Here is a 20019-nt window from a genome sequence, read left to right as displayed (position 1 = left end):
TTTTAATCTTGTTGTTTGGCAAACACATAGCCCACGCCGCGCACGGTCAAGATGCGTTTGGGCGCTTTGGCATCGTCTTCAATCGCGGCGCGAATGCGGCCCATGTGCACGTCGATGGAACGGTCAAACGCTTCAAGCTCTTTGCCGCGCACGGCCTCCATGATTTGGTCGCGCGACAGCACGCGCCCCGCACGCTCGGCCAGCACCCATAGCAAATCAAATTGGTAGGCGGTGAGGTCACACACGTGGCCGCGCACGCTCACGGTACGTGCGTCGCGATCAAGGTCTAACGAGCCAAACTTGAGGGGTTGATGCGTTGCAGCAGCAGCTTCGCCAGGCGAATGGCGGCGAAGCACGGCGCGAATACGAGCCAGCAGTTCGCGTGGCTCAAAGGGCTTGGGCAAGTAGTCGTCGGCGCCAAGCTCCAAGCCCACGATGCGGTCCATCGGGTCGCCCTTGGCGGTGAGCATGAGCACGGGTGTTTGGGCCAACGCGCCGTGCAAAGCGCGTATGCGTTTGCACACCTCTAGGCCGTCGATGTCGGGCAGCATCAAGTCCAACAGCACGAGCGCAGGGGCTGTGTCTTGCAGCATCTTGAGGCCGCTCAGGCCATTGGCGGCGTGTTGCACCGCATAGCCAGATTTCTCGAGGTACTCGCTCACCATGTGGGCGAGGCGGTGGTCGTCTTCAATCAAGAGCAAGGTGTTCATGGTCTGTTCATCATGCCTTGCGATGTGTGTGCTTGTCCGTCGTTAACGTAAAGACAAGGTAAATCAAGGCCGCGAGTCGACGGCACTGTCGCCGTGTGCTACCGGCAAGATGCGTGACGCCAACCACACCAACAACAGCACAGGCGCACCTAGCAGCGCGGTGCTGGTGAAGAAGGCTTCGTAGCCATGTGCGTCCACATACACGCCCGAGAAGCCAGCCAGCCACTTAGGGGCGAGCAACATCATTGAGCTAAACAGCGCGTATTGCGTGGCCGAGTAGTTCACATTCGTGAGGCTCGACAAATACGCAATGAACGCCGCAGACGCAATGCCACTGGCCAGGTTGTCGGCCGAGATCACCCAGACCAAAGCCGTCAAGTCATGTCCGCGCGTGGCCAACCAAGCAAACAGCACGTTGGTGATGGCGCTCAGCACTGCGCCCAGCATGAGGATGCGCATCACGCCCAAGCGCATCGACAGCACGCCCCCGATGAAGGCACCCAACAGTGTCATGACCACACCAAACACTTTGGTGACGGCGGCTACTTCGTCTTTGGTGTAACCCATGTCCACATAAAACGGGTTGGCCATGATGCCCATCACCACATCGCTGATGCGGTACACCGCAATCAGGCCAAGAATGATGGCCGCTTGCCAGCGGTATCGGCGGATGAATTCGGCAAAGGGTTCAACCAACGCGCCTTGCAGCCACTCTGCCGCGTTGCGTGCAGGGGGCATCTCGCGTTGCGCAGGCTCCGGCGACAGCAGCACGGTCAGCACGCCCAGGCTCATAGATGCCGCCATCACCAAATATGCGGTTCGCCATGCCGCATGCAGGTAAGCCGTTTCATCCGCACCTGCCACGCGCGCGGCCACCCACAACACACCCGCACCGGCCCAAATCATGGCGAGGCGGTAGCCGGTTTGATAAGTGGCAGCCAAGGCCGCTTGGTGCTGGGCGTCGGCAGACTCGATGCGAAAGGCATCGAGCGCAATGTCTTGCGTGGCTGATGCAAACGCCACCACCAAAGCGCACCACACCACGGGCTCTAGCGCCACTTGTGGGTCGAGCAACGCCATGCCCACTAGTCCCGCGACCACACCAAGTTGTGCCAACAGCAGCCAACTGCGGCGGCGACCCAGCCAGCGCGTGAGCAGCGGCAAAGGCAAGCGATCGACCAGTGGCGACCACACCCATTTAAAGCCATAGGCCAAACCCACCCAGCTCAAAAAGCCAATCGTGCTGCGGTCAATGCCCGCTTCGCGCAAGCGAAAACTCAGCGTACCCAAGACCAACAAAAGTGGCAAACCGGCGGAGAAGCCAAGGCACAACATGCGCCAAGAGGCGGGCTCTAGGTACACATGCAGCGCGGCGAGCCAGCCCAGTTTCTTAACGGGACTTGACGTTGTGGAGGCTGGACTTGTTGTATCGTTCATACCTCTATTTTCAGGCTTTCACAAAGAGACTTCTCCATGCTCACCAAACGTGCTTTTCTTTACGGTTGTGTTGGCTGCGCTTGCGGCCTGGGCAGCTGTGTGTTGTTGGCCCGTGAGGGTGTGGAAGTCAACCGAGAAGCCTCGGTATTCGCGGGTTTGGTGCCTGCCGCGGAGGTAGAACAATCGGCCCGCAAACAATACGGCGACATGATGAAAGAAGCGGCCAGCAAAAATGCATTGGCGCCAGACAACCACCCGGAAGTCATTCGTTTGCGCCGCATTGCCAAAGACATCATCCCGCACAGCATTGACTGGAACCCACGCGCCAAAGAGTGGAAGTGGGAAGTCAACCTTGTGGGCTCCAACCAAATCAATGCGTTTTGCATGCCCGGCGGCAAGATCGCGTTTTACAGCGGTATCCTCACGCAGCTCAAACTCACCGACGACGAAGTGGCCATGGTCATGGGCCACGAAATTGCCCACGCTTTGCGTGAGCACGCCCGCGAACGCATGGGCAAAGCCACGGCGACTCAAGGCGTAGCCGCTATTGGCAGCACGGTGGCGGCGGTGTTCTTTGGTGTGAGTCCACAAATCACCGATTTGGTGGCCAACCAAGGCGCTAAATTGCTCACCCTCAAGTTCAGCCGCGACGACGAAACCGAGGCCGATTTGGTGGGTATGGAAATCGCGGCACGCGCGGGCTACGACCCACGCGCTGGCGTGACGTTGTGGCAAAAAATGAGTGCCGCCAACAAAGGTGCGCCACCGCAGTGGCTCAGCACCCACCCTTCAGGCAACACGCGCATTGAAGAAATTCAGGCCAACTTGCCCAAGGTCATGCCGCTGTACGAGCGAGCCAAATAAGCCGCCTTCAATAAACCATGGGTTCCGTCGTCACGGGCAGGGTGACGGTAAAAGTGGTGCCCTTGTCTGCGCTGGTCACGAAATGGATCGCGCCTTGATGCGCTTCCACAATCGTGCGACTCAGCCACAAACCTACGCCCATGCCCTCTATCTTGTTGGTGCGTAACAGCTCAAACAAAGACCCAGCGATATCGGGCGAAATGCCCATGCCGTTGTCGGTGACGCTGATCACCGCCGTGTCGTTGTGCAATTCAGTTCGCACCACCACCACCCGCTTGCCACTGGTATGCGAACTGGGAAATGCGTCATTGGCATTGGTCATGAGGTTTAAGAACACCTGTTGCAGCTGCGATTTGTCGCCCGTGCAGTGCAGTGGTTGAGGGTGCAAATTCAGCTCTAAGTCGATCAAGTTGCGCCCCAGTCTTGCTTTGCACAGCAAGAGCACATCGTTGACCAGCTCATTCAAATCAAAAGAGGACAGCGACTTGCGACCGCCGCCAAACATGTTGCGCGGCGTCTTGATGATGGTGGCTGCGCGCTGGTTGTCTTTCATCAAGTCGACCATGGCCTCTTTGATGCTGGCATCACTCAAAGCGTCTGCGCTGTCTTGCGTGAATGCAGAGTCAATCAACTCGGCATTGAGCTGAATGGCAGTCAAAGGCTGGTTCAACTCATGCGCCAAGCTGGCCACAAGCGCACCCATGCCTGCCGTTTTGTTGAACAGCGCCAGTTGACGAATGATTTCTTCACGCTCTTGCAGCAGCTCTTGCAGTTTCAAGCTGTTTTGATGCACGTTTTCAGACCGCTCGGTGGTCACTGCCAGTTCGCGGATGGTGGTCATTTTTTTGCGTTCTTCAATCTCTAAAAAGATGCGCAAGAAGGCAATGTTGCTCAATGTGATGGCGGTGAATTGCCCAAACACCATCACCGCTTGGTGCCAACTGGGCGAGTAAATGTCATCGATCGTGCCCGCCATCCAGACACCCAAGGTGCGTATGCCTAGCGTGATGCTGAAGCTCAAGCCTGCCCACATCAGCAAGCGCCCACCAAGCGACGCTTCGCGGCGGTTGACCTTCGCGCCAATTCGGAAATAGTCAAAGCACAACACGGCGTAAAAGCCGTTGAACAGCATCAGCGCTTCCCACTCGGCTTGCTGAACATAAATCAAATAACAAAACACGGCCATGTACGCCACGTTGGCGATCGTGTAGCTGCGATAAGCGCTGTTTTGTGGCTGCGGCAAAAGGTACATGCGCAATGCCACCATGCGGCCCCAGTTGCCCAACACCATCAACAGTTGAGCCACAAACATGAAAACAAACTCAGGAATCTGGCCGCGTATGGCCAACAAAATCACGGCCAAGCCGCTGACCATGCCTGAGGCACACCACAACTTGACCTGATGGCTGCGGTATTCCTGCAGGGCGAGCCAAATGGCTCCGTGCAACATCACGTACACGAAGCAGATCATGAAGATGGTGGTCTGCGTATCTAAGCGCATCAGCTGCCTGGCGTTTAGGTTCCACCCACATACGGGTTGGTTTTGCGTTCGCGACCAAAAGTGCTTTCAGGTCCGTGGCCCGGAATGAACACCGTGTCGTCGCCCATGGGCCACAGGCGCTGGGTGATGCTGTTGATCAAGTCTTCGTGGTTGCCTTGCGGAAAGTCGGTGCGACCAATGCTGCCTGCAAACAGCACATCGCCCACAAACGCACGTTTGATTTCGGGCGAATAAAACACCACATGGCCAGGTGTGTGACCTGGACAATGGCGCACTTGCAGCGTGTGTGCGCCAAGCGTCACGGTGTCGCCATCGTGGAGCCAACGCGTAGGCGTGAACGCGCGTGAGGGCGTAAAGTTGTAGTTGGCAGCAGCTTGTGCCAAGCCGTCAATCCAAAACTGATCGCCCTTGTGTGGGCCGATGATCGGCAGGCCCAGCTTGTCAGCCAAATCGGCTGTGCCGCCTGCGTGGTCGATGTGCGCGTGGGTGATCCAAATTTGCTCTAGCGTCACACCCAGTTGTTTGCAGGCCGCCTCCAGCAATGGCAAATCACCACCGGGGTCGATGATGGCGCCTTGCATCGTTTCATCGCACCAGACGATGGAACAGTTTTGTTGGAAGGGTGTGACGGGGACGGTTTCGTACTGCAGCATGTGGAAATGTTAGCGGCATTCACATGCGAAAAACTTAAACCTTCAAAAACCAATGGCAGACGTGCGTGTCAACCTACGGCTGTTAATTTTTGAATCGCAAGTGCGACCTCTTGGAAGCTCACCGGCTTGTGCAAAACTTGCACATTCAGATTGGCAAATAAACTGAAATGGGAGGGTGAGGTGTCGGCTGTCACGATCAATGCAGGAATTTCTTGGTTGTAGCTTTCCCTGATCTTTTGTATCAAAACGTCACCGGTTGTTCGGCTCAAACGGTAGTCGCTCAAAATCAAATCGATGTTGTCGATGCTTTCAAGCTGAACCTCAAGTTCTGCTTCTGTTTCTGACAGCACGTGCACATAGGCGCCTTCGCTGGCAAGCGTTTGTTTATAGGCGTCAACAATGACAGGGTTGTCTTCAATGACCGCAATGCATTTGCCTTGAAGCATTCGCTGAGCATGCATCGGTTTGACTGACCGTCGAGTGGCGTTTTCTATCTCTTCATTCACCAATGTGACGTAAGGCGTGAGAACCACAAACTTCGAGCCTTCATTGGGTTGCGAAGAGAGGGTGACTTCGGCGCCAATCAAGTCGCACAGCCGTCGAACGATGGACAAGCCTAGCCCAAGTCCATCATGCAAAGATCGGGTGCTGTCGGCACGGTAAAACTCACCAAAGATGTATTGCTGATCTGAGGCGTCTACGCCGCAGCCTGTGTCAATCACTTCGATCGACAAGCAACCCTGGTGGGTTGCAAGCAAGACCTGAATGGTTCCAGATGTCGTGTATTGAATGGCATTTGAAATAAGGTTGCCAACGATTTGCTGCAAAACCAATTTATCGCCACACACATTCAGATCAAGGGACGAGGTTAAAAAGCTGAGCCCTTTTTTTGCTGCGCGCGTTTCGTAAAGGTCGCGCAAGGTGTTTGCAAATTCCTGAAGCCCAAACATGCGGTTGTTGATCGGCGTGACATGCGCATCTAATTTGCTAATGTTCAACAAAGAGTCAAACATTGAATTGAGTGAGGTGACGCTGCTTTTAATCTTCGTCAACAGCAACTTGTCTTGCTCTGGGAAATTGTCTTCATTCACGATGTCTAGATAGACGTTCACGGCATGCATGGGTTGACGCAAATCGTGACTGGCAACAGCAATAAATTTAGACTTGGCAACATTCGCCGCAACAGACTGATCCCGCTCATTGGCTAGTTCTTGATAAAGACGTTCATTGCGAAATCTCAGACGAACCGAGTCTTCGAATGTTTGCGAAAAACTCTTAGAAATTCCCAGCACCACAATGTAGACAGTGGCCAATCCAACAGAGAAGGTCCAAGGGAAAATATCGACAGACCACAAACCGGTGGTGAGCGAGGGGATCATGATGGGAAGGGTAAACGTATAAAACGTCGGTTTGTGCACGCTATAAGCAAACATGCTTCCCATCAAAGCGACGGTGATCATGTAGACGTAGATCACGCGATTGACCAGCATTAAGTCAGGTGCCATCAACACCCAGCCCATGCCCCAGCCGACACCCATGCTGGCCAGCGCAAACGTCATCAGATTGAGGTTGTGTTGCGGATCAACAATGTCTTTGGATTCGAATTTCAGCTTGAAAACAATCCATGTTCGTACAGCCACCACCACAAGCATATAAGTCAGCCAGATACCCAAATGCATGGGCCTGACTTCGTCCTTAAATGCAGGAATACAAAGCAGGGGCGCTAAAACGTTGGCAATGGTTGCAGAACGCGCGGCCTTCGTGATGTGGCTTGCTTTTTCACGCAACAAATAAAAGTTATTCGATTGAACTTCACCTACACCTGCATACTTGCTGTCGTCTGTCATAGATTTATTTATAAATTACGATGACCTGGCCTCAACAAGCAAGTGGTGCTTTTGGGCTTTGATGACGGCTTGCGTTCGATTAAAAACACGCAACTCTTTGAAGATTTGATTGATATGTATCTTGACGGTCTGCTCACTGATGCCAAGGTAGTCAGCAATGATTTTGTTGGGGTGACCTTGTGCAATCAGGTCAAGAACTTCGAGTTGTCTTTGAGTGAGACGAAACTCCTTAGGCTCAGCACTTTCTCTGGCGCCAACATAGCTTGAATCAATGGCCAACAGTGGTTTGAGTTTGAGAATAATGAAATCTGCGGTGCTGTCTTTTGATAAAAACAAAGTGGCGCCTGCGGATGCTGTTTTAGGTTCCCACGCGCTCACATCAAGTCCTGAAATTGACACAACGTGCTCGACGTTTGCAATGTTCTTAAAAACTTTGATGCCAGCAAGCCCACTTAAGCCGGGCATCAGCACATCCAACAAAACAACCCAAGTCTGACTCGACTGCTCTAGCAGTGACAAACCTTCATTGGCGTTGCTGGCAACTGCAACTTCAATGCCTTCTTTAGAAAATTCACTGCTTAATTTTTCACGCAGCGCATCGCGATAAACCGGGTGGTCATCGATGATGAGAAGTGACTTTGATTTATTTGCGTCCATTGATAAGTAATGCTACTCATTCGGCCTCATCTGTTCAACTAAACTTTGGTTGTAGACAGGCCGCAGACGCCAATTGGCACGCAGGCAGTAACTATAAATAGCTGGTTAATGCAGCGCCAGAGAAGTGGTGCGTGAATTTTTGAGAACAGAAACGCATTTCTCAACACGTTGTTTGATCTGTGCCACCTGCTGTTGCAAGTCAACTTGTGTTTGGCTGACTTCGAGCAAAAATTGATTCGCTTCGGGCGTCAAACTTGCACCTTTGCTGGTTTTGCCCCAAACAATTAAGTTGGTGTTCAGCTCGGTCTCCCAATGCTTTAACTCACCCCAAACGTGACGGTAAGACAGCTTCAACTGCTTGGCTGCTTTGCCGATGGACCCGGTTTCGCTCACACTTTCAAGCAGCAAGATAAGCGGGTGCTCCAACCTATTGCTTGTAGGCTTATCCGAGAATTTGTATTCAATGGATAAATGAATCATCAGCGGCTTATTCCCAATAATTCTGATTGATGATTTCTGCCAGCTGTCGGCAAACGCGAACCGACATGGTTTTGGGTGAAGCATTTGTGCTGACCTTGCCCTTGCCAGCGGGCCCTTCGTAGTCGTAAAACGACTGACGAACTCCCGAGACATCCTTTTCGTAAGACACCAGTCGGTAGTTCTCGCCGTTTGGACATTGGCCTGCGAAGGTGAAAGTTTCTTCGTCATTGCCAAGCGCAGCTTGAAGCTGTGCAGTGGGTGTAATTTTTGCCCCCACATAGGGCGCCAACGCCATGCTGGCAAGCAAACATGCACCTAACAAAACACCTGTTTTCAATTGTTTCATCACAGTCTGACTCCATAGGTTGAATTCAGACGGTGATGCTAGAGATGGGGTTTCAATCGCTCAATACAAAATTGGGTCTAGAACCAACGGGGTAGGCGCTTAGAAAGATTGGCTTTATTGGGCGGGTGTGTTGCTAGGTGCCCCAGCCTCTGTGCCTTCGCCCCATTTGATGTCTATTGAGGGCAAAGGCGAAGTTTTCTTCGTGGTTGATTTCGAAGTGATGCCGGAAAAAAGCACAGCAGTTGTGGTGGAGCTTGCAATAAAAAGCAGGATTGCGATGGCAAATTTCATGAGACTGGTTGAATTTGAAAAACCAGAATCCTAGTTTTAGCAATCGGCAAATTCAATAACAAAAATGCTCTAGAACCAATGCTGTAAGCGGTGATTCAGCTCAGCATTCATCCGTCCCATGACCCGGCGCCGCCTGCGTAGGTACATGGTGGCGCAAGCTCACTTGCTGGTTGTGTTCGTCCACAAACACCAACTGAGGTTCGTGGCCAGCCACTTGGTCTTCATGCACTTGCGCGAATGACGCAATGATCAACTGGTCATTCGAGATTGGCATCTATACGAACGATTAACTGGTCGGTATTCACGGATATCTCCAAAATACCTATCTCTTTTCCGAAATCGCCAGAGAAGTCAACTCTCACACGTATCCTCTTGTCACCCAAGATATCCATTGAAATGATGCGGGTCTGCGTGTGATACCCAATGAAGTACTGCTCAATATATGTGCGGATGCCGTCATGGCCTTTGAAACTGTGACCGGTAGATGGATCGTCAATTAGCGCATTAGAAGTAAACAGTTTCAGCGTTTGCTCAACATCAAAGGCATTGGTTGCCACCACCAAGGCTTCGGCCGTCTTTCTTAAGATGGCTGCTTGATGGATTTCCATATCAATGATCATGTTGCCAACTCTTGTAAACGAATTCCAGACTATAGCCATCTGGATCCAGCACATTAGCGGCGTAGTAGCGCGGGTCGTAGTGGGCACGCACGCCAGGAGCACCATTGTCGGTGGCTCCTGCATCTATGGCTGCCGCATAGGCAGCATTCACATCTTCCCTGCTTCGTGCAACTAATCCAACGTGGACGGCACGTCCCTCAACCACCCCCTCGCGCAGCCAAAAGAACATGCGTCCGTTCGCACCAACGCCCTTGAGGTCGGGATGGCCGGAAGGTCCATTCCTGCCGTCATAGTCATGCCTGTATCACGATACCCAGCGGTGCTAAAGCTGCGGTGTAAAAAGCTATGGAGCGGTTCACGTCGCTAACGGATAGAAATATATGGTCCAGCATGGGGTCTCTTCTTTCGATTTGAATGCACGTCTCGTTGCATCTGAGAACAAGCGGTTCACACATGTAGAAGTTGTCGATCGGGTTAACCCTGCGCGAGTGCAACTTTGCAAGTCATTAGACTGTCACTTAGAGTCAAATAAGAGGAATGAAATGTCAATTTTTAGAGTTATGTCGGCTGTTTTTTTCGGCTACGTGTTCTTATCCATTCCAGCTAACGCTACCGAGAGCGAAGTCGGCGTATCGAAAAAGAATAATTGGAGCGGGATTTACATTGGTTTAGATAGCAGTCATGCAGCCCAGGCTGAAGCTACGGAGTGCATTTCAGGTACTTGGAATTGCAGCGGACTTCCCATTGCGAACCCAATGCAAAAAGCGAGTGGAGCCACTTATGGTGCCCATATCGGCTACAACTGGAAAATTCAAGCAGATTACATCCTTGGTGTAGAGGCGAGTGTTCAACGTCCACATATTAGTGGCGCAGCAATTTTCCCTACTGTTGGACAATATAAATCTTCAGAAACAAAGTATGACTCACTCAAAACCTTGCAGATAAGAGCGGGTCGAGATCTAGGCGATAGCTTGATCTACCTAAGTGGGGGTCTTGCTTGGACAAAATTGACGACAACATTTATCAATAGATATGACAATGGTGACATCATTAATTTCCCGAATGGTTTTCTGAGTACAAGTAACTCAGCAAGAGGTCATGTTTTTGGAGTTGGAGCTGAGCATGTTTTAACAGAGTCACTGAGTCTTAACGCTGAGTTCTCAAGGGTGTATTTTCCATCGCATCAATTTGACGTTTCTACTCAAATAAATGGTGGCGTTGCGCAAAATTGGGCTTACGTCAAAGTCAATCCAAATCTCAACATCGCCAAGCTTAGTGTCAACTACAGGTATTGATGCAACAGTTATCGTCGTTCCAGTAAAAAGCCCTCATATGAGGGCTTTTTCTTTGCTTGATTATTGCTCAACACTCATCCGTCCCATGCCCAGGCGCCGCCTGCGTGGGCACATGGTGGCGCAAGCCCACTTGCTGGTTTTTCTCATCCACAAATACCAGTTGAGGCTCATGCTTGGCCACTTGGTCTTCATGCACTTGCGCGAATGAAGCAATGATCAACAAGTCACCCACACTCGCACGGCGTGCGGCCGAACCGTTGACAGAAATCATGCCCGAGCCACGTTCGCCTTTGATGGCGTAGGTGATGAAGCGTTCGCCGTTGTTGATGTTCCAGATGTGGACTTGTTCGTTCTCACAAATGTTGGCGGCGTCCAACAGGTTTTCGTCGATGGCGCAGGAGCCTTCGTAATGCAATTCGCACTGCGTGGTGACAACGCGGTGGATCTTTGACTTGAGGAGTGTGCGGAACATGGTGAGAACGTTTCAAGAAACTAAGCAATAACTCAATCATAGAGCCCGAAGCTGAGCGGAGGCTAACAGGGCCCAGTTTGCTTCAGTGGCCCAAGAGCCGCGCTGCGCCTAGGCCCGCCACGCGGCCACTGGCCAAGCAGGCACTCAGCAGGTAGCCGCCTGTGGGGGCTTCCCAGTCCAGCATCTCGCCGGCTATAAACAAGCCGGGCAAAGCAGTGGCCATCAGGTGCGCGTCCAGCGCTTCTAAGCGCACGCCGCCTGCGCTGCTGATGGCCTCGTCGATGGGGCGCGTGGATGTGAGTGTGATGGGCAAATGTTTGATGGCCGCTGCCAATTGGGCAGAGTTGTTCATGGCTTCTTTACTCAGCACTTCGTGCAACAAACCTAAATGCAAGGCCGTGAGGTTGAGCCGACTTTTCAAATGGCTGCTGAGTGAGCGTGTGCCACGCGGGTGCGACACCTCGGCCAACACGCGCTCGGGCGAAAAGTCTGGCTTGAGGTCAAGGTGCAACGTGGCTGTGCCATGGCGTGCTATTTCGTCACGCAGCAAAGCCGATGCGGCATAAACCAAGTTGCCTTCCACGCCTGTGGCGGTGACCACAAATTCACCGCGTCGGCTAAAGCTGTGGCCTTCACTGTCGGTGAATGACAAAGCCACCGACTTCAGCGGTGCGCCTGCAAACTGGCTCGACAAGTGGCTGCTCCAACCTGCATGGCCATCACGGCCTTGCACATCAAAGCCGCAATTGCTGGGGCGAAGGGGTGACACATCAATACCCAGTGCGCCCAGCCACGGTTGCCATGCGCCGTCCGAGCCCAGCTTGGCCCAGCTGCCGCCACCGAGCGTCAACAGCACGGCATCGGCATGGGCTGTGTGTGGGCCTTGCGGTGTGTCAAAGCTCAAAGTGAATTTTTTGTCGGCGTGTTGCAACGCACCGTTCCAACGGTGGCGCATATGAAAAGTCACAGGCACGCCTTGCGCGGGGTGACGCAAGCGGTGCAACCATGCACGCAACAAAGGTGCGGCTTTCATGTCGGTGGGGAAGATGCGCTGCGAGCTGCCCACAAACGTGTCCAACCCTAAGCCCTTGACCCATTCGCAAATGGCAGCCGCATCAAATGTTTTCAGCCATGTGCCACAAGCTTCGCTGCGCTCGGCGTAGCGGGTGGTGAAGATGTCAAAAGGCTCGGCGTGTGTGAGGTTAAGCCCACCCAAACCTGCCAGCAAAAATTTGCGGCCAACGGAGGGCATGGCGTCGTACACATGCACAGAAACGCCTGCTGCGCTGAGCATTTCAGCAGCCATCAGGCCGGCGGGGCCTGCGCCAATGATGGCGATTTGTTGGTTGGTATTTGTAGTCACCCGTTAAGTGTAGGTGGACAACCACGCTCAGTCTTGCCTCAGCGCCAGGCTCAATCGGTCAATCAGCTCAGCCCAATCGGCATCGCTGGCCATTTGCTCTTTCAAAAAGTGGCGTTGGCCTAAGCTCCAAAAAGGCGCATCTTCTACGCGTGTGGCCGTTGAGAGCGGGCGACGCAACTTTAAGAAGGCCGCGATCGACATGGCATCGTTGGGCAGCCCCAGTTGCTTGAACAGCTCGGTGAAGGTGTGGGTCATGTTTTCCATATCAAAAAGCCGCTAGCCCTTTTCAGCGCTAGCGGCTTCTTTAGTTCATCTGTGAAGATTTACTTAGCTGCAGCAGTGGTCTTCTTCGCAGCTTCAACCACATGGTCGTGTGCTTTGGCGACATGCTCATGCGCAGTTTTCACGTGTGCGTGTGCCGCGGTGTGGTCATTGCTGTTCACGCACTTGGCGGCTTCTTTGTGTGACTTGGCAGCCAGCTCCAAATGCTCGGCTGCTTGTGTGTGATGTTGTTGCACGGTGGCAGCAGTAGAGGTGTCGTGAGCTTTGGTTTCGTGAAGTGTCATTTGGATATCTTTCAAAATTGGAAAAACTGGAGCGTGTAGGCCATGTGCACCTGAACTACACCGTGATTGTTTCTACGTCTCAGCAAACGGTCTGTCTGCTAACGCACGATTCGACCAACTAAAGGCCAGCGCGCAGCAGATCGCCCATGAGTTGCAAGTAACGATTGCCTTTGTCCGTAGGCGCTAAATATTTGGTGCGTCTGTCGGATCCTTTGAACACCACACAAATCATGCCGGCCTCACGCAGGTCATCGATGCGTTTGTGCAGCGCCGCGCTGCTGGCCATGTCTGGCAGCCCCATCGTCTGTGACACGGTCATGGCTTGGCCATCAGCGTGCTTTGTCGCGATCACCACAAACAAGGCCATGAGTTTGGATGAAATATGCGCAGAGGATTGGTTGATCAATGTCTGCTTGTGTTCGCATCGAAGTAGAAAATCAAAATACAAATTTTGGTAGGACATGCCATGCGCTCATGAAAAAAGGCGCTCAGCTTTTGAGCTGTGCGCCTTCATGTGATCAAAGATAAAACGTGCGTTATTTCTTTGCTGGCTTAGAGCCCATCACGTCCAAGTCAACGCGACGGTCTGGTTCAAGACAGGCAATCACAGCGGCTGAGGTTGGCAGACCTTTGCAAACACCAGCGCTGGTCAACGGCTGCGAGCTGCCTTTGCCAACAGTGGTGATTTTGTTTGCAGGAATAGCGTCGCGTGACACGAGGTATTCTTTGACAGCGTCAGCGCGTTGCAAAGACAATTTTTCGTTGTAGGCCTGTGTGCCGATGCGGTCGGTGTGGCCTTCGATCGTGATGTGGTCATAGTCGGTGCCACTGAGGTCGGCAGTGAACTTGTCCAGTGCCACTTTGCCCGATGGGCTCACGGTGGCTCGGTCAAAACCAAACAACACATCCGCATTCAAGCTCACGCGCAAGCGATCTGCGACGGGTGCTTCTGCTGGTGGGGCGACGACCACGACCACGGGGACTTCTTGAAACACCACAACCTCAACCACTTTGGGTGCAGGTGCAGGCGTGCGACCAAATGGAAACACCAAGCTTAAAGAAGCCATGTTGATGTCGCCCTTGTTGCCCACAGCGTCGTTGATGCGGTAACGCTCAAGCTCACCACGCAAGGTCATAGATTGGCTGAACTTATATGCAAAGCCAAAACCTGCTTTGTAGTTTTGTTGTGTGGATTCGGGGTTGGGGTTGGTAACCGTGAGACCGCCAGTGCTTGAGAAAGTGTCACGTGCACGTGCTCTGACCATGCCCACTCGGCCCAGTATCGACAGTTGGTCGTTCACAGGCATAGTGCCCACCAAGTCGAGGTTCATGCCGTCAACTTTGATGCGACCATCTAGGTTGCCAGCAGATGTGATCGATTTGAAACCGAACTCACCTAGGTTGAAGTAACCGCCTTCCACACCTAAGTAGGGGTTGAACTGGTAGCCGCCAAACACTTTGTAGGCAGCGTCGCGCTGGTCGTGGGTCATGCTGGTGACGGTCGCGCCCTGACCTACCAAGGTAGCGTTGATGCGATCGTCATCAATCTTGGATTGAGACCGGCCTGCGCCGACGCCACCATAAAAGTGACCTTCGTTTTGTGCAAGCACATGGGTTGATCCCAGTGCGGCCAAGCTGGCCAAACATAAGGCGTGTAGTTTTTTCATAGTTTTCTTTCGAGGGTTAAAAAGGGGAGGGCGTTCAAGGAACGGTGACGGTGGTGTTGACCATGGTGACGGAAGCGTCTAAGCCAATAGCACGTCCTGCGAGGGTGGTTTGTATGGTTTGACCAGCGGTTGAAATGGTCACGCCATCGCTGGCGATGATGGTGCCGACCATCGTGCTGCCGTTCTCAATGCGTGCCGCACTGCCCACCTGCCAATACACGTTTTTGGCTTGCGCGCCGTTGATGAGCAAGACGCTTCGACTTGTTCCGATTAACCCAATGGTGAGTGACGCTGGAACTTGGAACACCCACACCGCATCCGCATCACCCTCAGCATCAAGCGTTAAATTTCCTGAACCAAGAAGAAATGTTGAAGCAGAAGGCCTATATGTGCCTGGTCGCACTGGGGGTAAGCCGCCCAACTCGCCGGAGGTAGGCCCAAGCAAGACCGTTGGTCTTTTAGCTGCTAGCTCGTCGTATGCTGCCCGTGCATTAGCTAGTCCTGTAATTGCTGTGCCAATCGTGCCGGTGGCGCAGTAAACATGACCGGTGACATCACCAATGTTCAGGGGTGTTTCTGTATAAAAGTTGTTGGCATCATCAAAGCCTGTAATCAACGTACAAGCTGCAGTGGTTCCCAAATCACCATAAATAACGGTGTTGACACCCGAGTTGGTCACGCCCGCACCGCCGCCGAATGCGCCGTAGGTGGCAATCGCTCCTAGGTTCACTGTGACACTCGGCGTGCAGGAAAGCGCGTCTGTGGTGAACAAGGAAGTTGCTGGCACCGCTGGAGTTTCAGCCATGTCTTTTGCACCTGCAGTCACATTTATGGTGTGTACGGTACCGTCAATAAATGAACTATTCGCCGTAAAGGTTGCGGTGTTGTTGCGCGCGTCGTACGTGATGGTGCCCGGTAAAGACGGCGTGGCAAGGGTACCCACGAAGAAGCTGGCCGACGTGATGGTGGATGCTTTCATTGGTTTACTAAATGTCACGCTGACACTTTTCGTTAAGCAGACATGTGTTGCCGTACTCGTCGGGCTGAAGCTAAGGATGGTCGGTACCGTCGCATCTGAATTTGATTGCGTAGTAAAACTCCACAAGTAATCGGCCACTAGCGGAGCACCTGCCGTGTTCGTAGCTGCGGTGCTGACCTTGGCTTCACACGTTGTATTGGCGGGGAAAGGTGCAGCGTGTCGCAGAATGGCCATCTTGTTTGCCGCGTCATATGTCACGGTGCTCGTGACAGGCGTGTTAGCTGGGCAGGCGACGGTAAAGCTGGTCGTGTTCAAGCTAGACGGCGCCATAGCTGCATTGAACTTTGCCGTCAGCCGCGCATCCGTGGCGACCCCTGTCACGATGGGCGACTGCTTAACGGGGGTGGTCGAAATCACCCGTGGTGTGATGTCTGAATTGGGCGTACCAAGAATAGGATCTTGCCCCCCGCCGCCGCCACAGGCAACAAGCAAACACGACAGCGCTGTAACAAAAATAGACAGTCTCATATGAATCCTTCGTTTGGAGCATTCACGCGAATGCATTCCATGCGGTGGATTTGAGAAGAGTTCACATGTTGCGTCTGTCTGCTAGCGAACGTAATCAAACTTTTAAACATGTGGTCTAGCGCACAGACCGTTATCAGATGCGTCATTAAATTTGCAGCCAAAGACGGTCGTCTTTTATTTCGACATATCACCTCTAAGGAAACACCATGAAATTACGTTCTGCATTCGTCGCTTCCATCACCGCGTTGGTTCTGGTTGCCACAACAGGCTGCGCTGTCACACGCAACCAAGAAACTGTGGGTGCTTACATTGATGACAGCGTGATCTCCACCACAGTCAAGGCGCGTTTCTTCGACGACAAAAGCGTCGATGGTTCTGCCGTCAGCGTAGAAACTTTGAATGGCACTGTCATGCTGTCGGGCTTCGCCAAAAATGCCACTGAAAAGAAAAACGCAGAGAACATTGCTTGGCGTGTCAAAGGCGTCAAAGGTGTGAAAAACGAGCTCTCGATTCGTCCGTAATCAACGGCAAGGTTCTCCAGGTTGCCCCGATGTGGTTATCTGCATCGGGGCTTTTTTTCGTTATTTGAGTTTCTTAATTTCATGACCCAAATAGCCACCCACCGCGGCCCCACCTAAAGTGCCAGCCGTGCTGCCGCCCGTCAAGATAGAGCCTCCAACGGCACCCGCGCCTGCACCGATGGCTGTGGATTTTTCTTGTGCCGTCATGCCGGCGCAGCCAGTTAAGAAAACGAATGAAATTGTGCCGCTCAGCACAGCGAAGGTTTTGGTGAAGGTATGCATCGTGAGCCTCTTTGTTTGAAATATCGACAGACGTTCGCACGGTGCGAACACACACAAGGTACGTTGGGCCGTATGCGTGGTCTGTGCGTTTAGACACTTTGTGCGATATCAGACAGACCGCCCGTGTGATGCGTCTTACGCTCAAGTTTGAATTCACCCACCACTCAGAAAGAAGCCAAGAAATGACCGACCATAAATCTGTGAACGACAAAGTAGAAGCACTCGGCTCTGACATTGCCGGTACGGTGCAAGACCTGATGCGCGAAGCCAAGCCCTTGATGTACCACGCGGCCGATTGCATGACTGACCGTGTGAGCGAGTTGGCGCAAAAAGGCATGGACGCTGCTGCACGCGGGCAACACCAACTCGAGCATGCAGGCCACGACATGAGCGACCACGCGGCACACATGATTCGCAACGAACCCTTCAAGGCCATGCTGATTGCAGCAGGCGTGGGCGCTGCGGCTATGGCGGTGTACGGTTTGATGTCGCGCTCCAACGCGCACCATCGCTCACATTGATGCTCAGCGTGCTGTTCAAACTCATCGTCATGCAGCCCGAGGTGCTGCTGACCCACGTCAAAAATTATGCAGACCTTGCCGTTGAAGAGTTGCAGCATGCGTTCGCCGCTTGGCGTATGCGCGTGTTGCTGTACGCGGTGAGTGCTGTGTTGTTGGGGCTGGGTGTGTTGTGCGGCCTGATGTCTTTGCTGTTGTGGGGGGCATTGCCTGCGCTCAATACCGACAACGCTTGGGTGTTGGTGGCCTTGCCACTCGTGCTGTTGGCGGCGGGTTGTTTGGTGGGCATCGTCGCCAAGCGCCAAGCCATGTCGCCCTTGTTTGCGGGCATCCAAGAGCAAATCGACTTGGACATGCTGGCCATTTGCCAAGCGAAAGCGAAATGAACAAGCAAGCACCGCTGATGGGTGAGATGACCGCCAAGCAGCGCTTGGCGGTGTCTCGGCAACTGCTGTCTAACTCGATCAACGAGCCGTTGTGGGCCAGCTTGGCCCGCTTGTATATCCGGCGTGGCTTGAAGAAGTTAGAGGCTAAATCGCAATCAGATCGGGCAGCAAACGGTCGTACTCGAGTTTGACCACGCCGTAGCATTCGCAGGTGCGTGCTTCAATGCCAGCGCGGTCAAGTACTTCGATTTTTCCGCGCGCATAGCTGATGAGCCCCGCTTTTTGTAGGCGACCCGCAGCCTCTGTGACGCCCTCGCGTCGCACGCCCAGCATGTTGGCAATCAGCTCTTGCGTCATCACCAAATGGTTGCCCGTCAAGCGGTCCATGCTCAGCAAGAGCCAGCGACACAGCTGTTGGTCGAGTGAGTGATGGCGGTTGCACACCGCGGTTTGCGTCATTTGTGTGATCAAGGCTTGTGTGTAGCGCAACAACAAGTGCATGACGGGCAGCGAGTTGTTGAACTCTTTCTTCAGCTTGTAGGCGCTCAATTTCACGCATTTGCCTGCGCTTTGAACCACGGCTCGGCTAGGGGTTGTTTCGCCTCCCATGAACAGCGACACGCCCACGATGCCCTCGTTGCCCACCACGGCGATTTCTGCAGATGAACCATTTTCTAAAACAAACAACAGCGACACGATCGCGTCGATTGGAAAGTAGACGTACTGCATCGTGCCGCCCGACTCGTATAAGACTTGGCCGAGCTTTAAGTTCACCAGCTCCATGTGCGGCAACCAACGTTGCCATTCAGCTTCAGGCAACGCAGCCAATAGATGGTTGCTCGATTTATCAATGCCTAAGGCCATATTTATTCCTATGAAAAGAGTAAATATAGGGGTTAACCAGATTTTGATATGTACGTTGACGAACATAAGCGTAAATCGATCCGGGCTTATAGCCCGTGTCTAGAACAAAGGTGTGTTTAAGCTGTTAGATGCGGCCCGCAAGCATCAAAAACAGCAAGATTAACAGCACCAAGCCCAAACCGCCGCTGGGGTAATAACCCCAGGCTCTGCTGTGTGGCCATGCGGGTATCACGCCCAGCAACATCAGGAAAAGCAAAACCAAAACGATATTGAGCAACATTGAAATTCCTTGGTGTGACCCATGTAAGAACTTCGAATTTAGAGCCGATGCCGCCTTGCGTCTGTGCGCCAACGCACTTGATTAAATCAAGCCTTCATACGCAATGGTGATGGGTGCGTGGTCTGAAAACTTCTCGTCTTTGTAGATCGCCTCATGGCGCGCTTTGCTGGCAATGCTGGGCGTGGCCAAGTGGTAGTCCAAACGCCAACCCACGTTGTTGGCATAGGCTTGGCCGCGGTTGCTCCACCAGGTGTAGCAAGCGTCGGTGGTGTCGGGCTGCAGATGTCGGTACACATCCACCACGCCGCCGTCGGTGGTGAGCTGCGTCATCCACGCGCGTTCTTCGGGCAAGAAGCCGCTGTTCTTTTTGTTGCCCTTCCAGTTTTTCAAGTCGGCTTCGTTGTGCGCGATGTTGATGTCGCCGCACAACACAAACTCACGGTTTTGTTTCAAGGCGTTGAGGTGTGGGTACATGGCGGCCAAGAAACGAAACTTGGCGTCTTGGCGTTCAGGGCCGGACGAGCCGCTGGGAAAGTAGCTGCTGATGATCGACAGCTTTTGTGTGGGCGTGTCAAAGCGCAGTTCGATGTAGCGGCCTTCGGCATCAAACTCGCCGTTGTCAAAGCCTACGATCACATCGCTGGGCTCGTGCTTGGTGAACACGCCCACGCCCGAGTAGCCTTTTTTCTCGGCGTAGTGAAAGTGGCCTTTCAATCCCGCCAAGGTGTCGAACGTGCCTTCGACGTCTGGGGCTTGGGCTTTGATTTCTTGGACGCAAATACAATCAGGGCTGGCTTTTTCGAGCCAAGCTTCCACGCCCTTGCGGGCGGCCGAACGAATGCCGTTGAGGTTGAGGCTGGTTAGTTTGAACAAGGAATTTCCCCATGAGTCA

General features: G+C 53.1%; 28 protein-coding genes and 1 pseudogene. 7 read left to right on the top strand and 22 right to left on the bottom strand.

All coding sequences use genetic code 11. The features are described from left to right. Positions 1–2: 2 nt before the first annotated feature. Entirely contained in the window at positions 3–710 is a 708-nt protein-coding gene (locus RMR24_RS12355) for a response regulator transcription factor (protein WP_310615383.1), read from the bottom strand. 63 nt (positions 711–773) lie between these two features. Beyond that, positions 774–2147: an AmpG family muropeptide MFS transporter gene (locus RMR24_RS12350; RefSeq protein ID WP_310615382.1), complete on the bottom strand. Its 1374-nt coding sequence runs from the start codon at positions 2145–2147 to the stop codon at positions 774–776. A 36-nt stretch (positions 2148–2183) separates the two neighbouring features. Here RMR24_RS12350 and RMR24_RS12345 point away from each other — a divergent pair, with 36 nt between their 5' ends. Further along, positions 2184–3011, top strand: a complete 828-nt coding sequence (locus tag RMR24_RS12345; RefSeq protein WP_310615381.1) for a M48 family metallopeptidase — start codon at positions 2184–2186, stop codon at positions 3009–3011. A gap of 7 nt (positions 3012–3018) precedes the next feature. On the opposite strand, the gene RMR24_RS12340 is transcribed toward RMR24_RS12345, so the two are convergent. From RMR24_RS12340 to RMR24_RS12315, 6 genes are all read right to left on the bottom strand, one after another. Beyond that, a complete protein-coding gene (locus RMR24_RS12340) occupies positions 3019–4512 on the bottom strand; it encodes a HAMP domain-containing sensor histidine kinase (RefSeq protein ID WP_310615380.1) in 1494 nt (497 codons plus the stop codon). Positions 4513–4526: 14 nt separating this feature from the next. Beyond that, a complete protein-coding gene (locus RMR24_RS12335) occupies positions 4527–5165 on the bottom strand; it encodes an MBL fold metallo-hydrolase (protein ID WP_310615379.1) in 639 nt (212 codons plus the stop codon). A gap of 68 nt (positions 5166–5233) precedes the next feature. After that, positions 5234–7012, bottom strand: a complete 1779-nt coding sequence (locus tag RMR24_RS12330; protein WP_310615378.1) for an ATP-binding protein — start codon at positions 7010–7012, stop codon at positions 5234–5236. Positions 7013–7027: 15 nt separating this feature from the next. Then, complete coding sequence (locus tag RMR24_RS12325) at positions 7028–7669, bottom strand: response regulator transcription factor (RefSeq protein ID WP_310615377.1); 642 nt, start codon at positions 7667–7669, stop codon at positions 7028–7030. 105 nt (positions 7670–7774) lie between these two features. Next, positions 7775–8233 carry a LysR family transcriptional regulator gene (locus RMR24_RS12320; RefSeq protein WP_310615376.1) on the bottom strand — a complete coding sequence of 153 codons (459 nt, stop codon included), beginning with the start codon at positions 8231–8233 and terminating at the stop codon, positions 7775–7777. Next, on the bottom strand, positions 8157–8495 hold the full coding sequence (locus RMR24_RS12315) for a hypothetical protein (protein WP_310615375.1): 339 nt from the start codon (positions 8493–8495) through the stop codon (positions 8157–8159). The genes RMR24_RS12320 and RMR24_RS12315 overlap by 77 nt, the downstream gene beginning before the upstream one ends. A gap of 169 nt (positions 8496–8664) precedes the next feature. On the opposite strand from RMR24_RS12315, the gene RMR24_RS12310 reads away from it, so the two are divergent. Next, a complete protein-coding gene (locus RMR24_RS12310) occupies positions 8665–8820 on the top strand; it encodes a hypothetical protein (RefSeq protein ID WP_310615374.1) in 156 nt (51 codons plus the stop codon). A gap of 66 nt (positions 8821–8886) precedes the next feature. Here RMR24_RS12310 and RMR24_RS12305 read toward each other — a convergent pair. The 3 genes and pseudogenes from RMR24_RS12305 to RMR24_RS12295 all read right to left on the bottom strand — a co-directional run. Then, a pseudogene (locus RMR24_RS12305) lies at positions 8887–9045 on the bottom strand (hypothetical protein); the annotation flags it as partial. Next, positions 9044–9406 (bottom strand): nuclear transport factor 2 family protein, encoded by a 363-nt coding sequence (locus RMR24_RS12300; RefSeq protein ID WP_310615373.1) that lies wholly within the window; start codon positions 9404–9406, stop codon positions 9044–9046. The gene RMR24_RS12300 and the pseudogene RMR24_RS12305, both read right to left, overlap by 2 nt. Next, complete coding sequence (locus tag RMR24_RS12295; RefSeq protein WP_310615372.1) at positions 9396–9635, bottom strand: VOC family protein; 240 nt, start codon at positions 9633–9635, stop codon at positions 9396–9398. Before RMR24_RS12295 ends, RMR24_RS12300 begins: the two co-directional genes overlap by 11 nt. Before the next feature lie 313 nt (positions 9636–9948). Here RMR24_RS12295 and RMR24_RS12290 point away from each other — a divergent pair, with 313 nt between their 5' ends. Next, on the top strand, positions 9949–10701 hold the full coding sequence (locus RMR24_RS12290; RefSeq protein ID WP_310615371.1) for an outer membrane beta-barrel protein: 753 nt from the start codon (positions 9949–9951) through the stop codon (positions 10699–10701). Positions 10702–10768: 67 nt separating this feature from the next. Here the strand turns inward: RMR24_RS12290 and panD are convergent, their stop codons facing one another. The 7 genes from panD to RMR24_RS12255 form a co-directional block, all read right to left on the bottom strand. Next, positions 10769–11173 (bottom strand): aspartate 1-decarboxylase, encoded by a 405-nt coding sequence (panD, locus tag RMR24_RS12285; protein WP_310615370.1) that lies wholly within the window; start codon positions 11171–11173, stop codon positions 10769–10771. 82 nt (positions 11174–11255) lie between these two features. Then, positions 11256–12536, bottom strand: coding sequence for a TIGR03862 family flavoprotein (locus tag RMR24_RS12280; RefSeq protein WP_310615369.1), 1281 nt, complete (start codon positions 12534–12536; stop codon positions 11256–11258). Between the two features lie 27 nt (positions 12537–12563). Further along, complete coding sequence (locus tag RMR24_RS12275; RefSeq protein WP_310615368.1) at positions 12564–12791, bottom strand: DUF2789 family protein; 228 nt, start codon at positions 12789–12791, stop codon at positions 12564–12566. Positions 12792–12859: 68 nt separating this feature from the next. Continuing rightward, complete coding sequence (locus RMR24_RS12270) at positions 12860–13102, bottom strand: hypothetical protein (RefSeq protein ID WP_310615367.1); 243 nt, start codon at positions 13100–13102, stop codon at positions 12860–12862. A gap of 118 nt (positions 13103–13220) precedes the next feature. Further along, the gene (locus RMR24_RS12265) at positions 13221–13508 is read right to left on the bottom strand and encodes a hypothetical protein (protein WP_310615366.1); all 288 of its coding nucleotides are present in this window, start codon (positions 13506–13508) and stop codon (positions 13221–13223) included. A 130-nt stretch (positions 13509–13638) separates the two neighbouring features. Further along, the gene (locus tag RMR24_RS12260) at positions 13639–14769 is read right to left on the bottom strand and encodes an OmpA family protein (protein WP_310615365.1); all 1131 of its coding nucleotides are present in this window, start codon (positions 14767–14769) and stop codon (positions 13639–13641) included. 34 nt (positions 14770–14803) lie between these two features. Next, positions 14804–16276 carry an ice-binding family protein gene (locus RMR24_RS12255; protein WP_310615364.1) on the bottom strand — a complete coding sequence of 491 codons (1473 nt, stop codon included), beginning with the start codon at positions 16274–16276 and terminating at the stop codon, positions 14804–14806. Between the two features lie 206 nt (positions 16277–16482). Here RMR24_RS12255 and RMR24_RS12250 point away from each other — a divergent pair, with 206 nt between their 5' ends. Next, on the top strand, positions 16483–16797 hold the full coding sequence (locus tag RMR24_RS12250; protein ID WP_310615363.1) for a BON domain-containing protein: 315 nt from the start codon (positions 16483–16485) through the stop codon (positions 16795–16797). A 60-nt stretch (positions 16798–16857) separates the two neighbouring features. On the opposite strand, the gene RMR24_RS12245 is transcribed toward RMR24_RS12250, so the two are convergent. Continuing rightward, entirely contained in the window at positions 16858–17079 is a 222-nt protein-coding gene (locus RMR24_RS12245; protein WP_310615362.1) for a glycine zipper 2TM domain-containing protein, read from the bottom strand. 182 nt (positions 17080–17261) lie between these two features. Between RMR24_RS12245 and RMR24_RS12240 the strand changes: the two genes are divergently transcribed. Genes RMR24_RS12240 through RMR24_RS12230 form a run of 3 tightly spaced genes read left to right on the top strand, consistent with a single transcriptional unit; the run spans position 17262 to position 18174 of the window. Then, positions 17262–17600 (top strand): hypothetical protein, encoded by a 339-nt coding sequence (locus RMR24_RS12240; RefSeq protein ID WP_310615361.1) that lies wholly within the window; start codon positions 17262–17264, stop codon positions 17598–17600. Further along, positions 17600–17983 carry a hypothetical protein gene (locus RMR24_RS12235; RefSeq protein ID WP_310615360.1) on the top strand — a complete coding sequence of 128 codons (384 nt, stop codon included), beginning with the start codon at positions 17600–17602 and terminating at the stop codon, positions 17981–17983. Before RMR24_RS12240 ends, RMR24_RS12235 begins: the two co-directional genes overlap by 1 nt. Further along, positions 17980–18174 (top strand): hypothetical protein, encoded by a 195-nt coding sequence (locus RMR24_RS12230; RefSeq protein ID WP_310615359.1) that lies wholly within the window; start codon positions 17980–17982, stop codon positions 18172–18174. The genes RMR24_RS12235 and RMR24_RS12230 overlap by 4 nt, the downstream gene beginning before the upstream one ends. Here the strand turns inward: RMR24_RS12230 and RMR24_RS12225 are convergent. The 3 genes from RMR24_RS12225 to RMR24_RS12215 form a co-directional block, all read right to left on the bottom strand. Next, positions 18128–18847, bottom strand: a complete 720-nt coding sequence (locus RMR24_RS12225; RefSeq protein ID WP_310615358.1) for a Crp/Fnr family transcriptional regulator — start codon at positions 18845–18847, stop codon at positions 18128–18130. The two genes, RMR24_RS12230 and RMR24_RS12225, sit on opposite strands and share 47 nt — an antisense overlap. A gap of 124 nt (positions 18848–18971) precedes the next feature. After that, the gene (locus RMR24_RS12220; protein ID WP_310615357.1) at positions 18972–19127 is read right to left on the bottom strand and encodes a DUF3309 family protein; all 156 of its coding nucleotides are present in this window, start codon (positions 19125–19127) and stop codon (positions 18972–18974) included. A gap of 81 nt (positions 19128–19208) precedes the next feature. Further along, the gene (locus RMR24_RS12215) at positions 19209–20000 is read right to left on the bottom strand and encodes an exodeoxyribonuclease III (RefSeq protein WP_310615406.1); all 792 of its coding nucleotides are present in this window, start codon (positions 19998–20000) and stop codon (positions 19209–19211) included. Positions 20001–20019: the final 19 nt, after the last annotated feature.

This window comes from Limnohabitans sp. (assembly GCF_031539105.1).
Taxonomy (GTDB): domain Bacteria; phylum Pseudomonadota; class Gammaproteobacteria; order Burkholderiales; family Burkholderiaceae_C; genus Limnohabitans.
Note: the sequence above shows the minus strand (reverse complement) of the source record. Positions and strands in the feature narration are given on the sequence as shown.

Bases quoted from the DNA above. Each gene is read 5' to 3' on its own strand.
- RMR24_RS12240 (WP_310615361.1), top strand. From the start codon at position 17,262: ATGACCGACCATAAATCTGTGAACGACAAAGTAGAAGCACTCGGCTCT.
- RMR24_RS12270 (WP_310615367.1), bottom strand. From the start codon at position 13,102: ATGACACTTCACGAAACCAAAGCTCACGACACCTCTACTGCTGCCACC.
- RMR24_RS12335 (WP_310615379.1), bottom strand. From the start codon at position 5,165: ATGCTGCAGTACGAAACCGTCCCCGTCACACCCTTCCAACAAAACTGT.
- RMR24_RS12220 (WP_310615357.1), bottom strand. From the start codon at position 19,127: ATGTTGCTCAATATCGTTTTGGTTTTGCTTTTCCTGATGTTGCTGGGC.
- RMR24_RS12345 (WP_310615381.1), top strand. From the start codon at position 2,184: ATGCTCACCAAACGTGCTTTTCTTTACGGTTGTGTTGGCTGCGCTTGC.
- RMR24_RS12310 (WP_310615374.1), top strand. From the start codon at position 8,665: ATGTCTATTGAGGGCAAAGGCGAAGTTTTCTTCGTGGTTGATTTCGAA.
- RMR24_RS12320 (WP_310615376.1), bottom strand. From the start codon at position 8,233: ATGCTTCACCCAAAACCATGTCGGTTCGCGTTTGCCGACAGCTGGCAG.
- RMR24_RS12245 (WP_310615362.1), bottom strand. From the start codon at position 17,079: ATGCATACCTTCACCAAAACCTTCGCTGTGCTGAGCGGCACAATTTCA.
- RMR24_RS12330 (WP_310615378.1), bottom strand. From the start codon at position 7,012: ATGACAGACGACAGCAAGTATGCAGGTGTAGGTGAAGTTCAATCGAAT.
- panD (WP_310615370.1), bottom strand. From the start codon at position 11,173: ATGTTCCGCACACTCCTCAAGTCAAAGATCCACCGCGTTGTCACCACG.
- RMR24_RS12355 (WP_310615383.1), bottom strand. From the start codon at position 710: ATGAACACCTTGCTCTTGATTGAAGACGACCACCGCCTCGCCCACATG.
- RMR24_RS12235 (WP_310615360.1), top strand. From the start codon at position 17,600: ATGCTCAGCGTGCTGTTCAAACTCATCGTCATGCAGCCCGAGGTGCTG.
- RMR24_RS12255 (WP_310615364.1), bottom strand. From the start codon at position 16,276: ATGAGACTGTCTATTTTTGTTACAGCGCTGTCGTGTTTGCTTGTTGCC.
- RMR24_RS12315 (WP_310615375.1), bottom strand. From the start codon at position 8,495: ATGAAACAATTGAAAACAGGTGTTTTGTTAGGTGCATGTTTGCTTGCC.
- RMR24_RS12350 (WP_310615382.1), bottom strand. From the start codon at position 2,147: ATGAACGATACAACAAGTCCAGCCTCCACAACGTCAAGTCCCGTTAAG.
- RMR24_RS12230 (WP_310615359.1), top strand. From the start codon at position 17,980: ATGAACAAGCAAGCACCGCTGATGGGTGAGATGACCGCCAAGCAGCGC.
- RMR24_RS12295 (WP_310615372.1), bottom strand. From the start codon at position 9,635: ATGTTCTTTTGGCTGCGCGAGGGGGTGGTTGAGGGACGTGCCGTCCAC.
- RMR24_RS12325 (WP_310615377.1), bottom strand. From the start codon at position 7,669: ATGGACGCAAATAAATCAAAGTCACTTCTCATCATCGATGACCACCCG.
- RMR24_RS12290 (WP_310615371.1), top strand. From the start codon at position 9,949: ATGTCAATTTTTAGAGTTATGTCGGCTGTTTTTTTCGGCTACGTGTTC.
- RMR24_RS12340 (WP_310615380.1), bottom strand. From the start codon at position 4,512: ATGCGCTTAGATACGCAGACCACCATCTTCATGATCTGCTTCGTGTAC.
- RMR24_RS12300 (WP_310615373.1), bottom strand. From the start codon at position 9,406: ATGATCATTGATATGGAAATCCATCAAGCAGCCATCTTAAGAAAGACG.
- RMR24_RS12250 (WP_310615363.1), top strand. From the start codon at position 16,483: ATGAAATTACGTTCTGCATTCGTCGCTTCCATCACCGCGTTGGTTCTG.
- RMR24_RS12275 (WP_310615368.1), bottom strand. From the start codon at position 12,791: ATGACCCACACCTTCACCGAGCTGTTCAAGCAACTGGGGCTGCCCAAC.
- RMR24_RS12225 (WP_310615358.1), bottom strand. From the start codon at position 18,847: ATGGCCTTAGGCATTGATAAATCGAGCAACCATCTATTGGCTGCGTTG.
- RMR24_RS12260 (WP_310615365.1), bottom strand. From the start codon at position 14,769: ATGAAAAAACTACACGCCTTATGTTTGGCCAGCTTGGCCGCACTGGGA.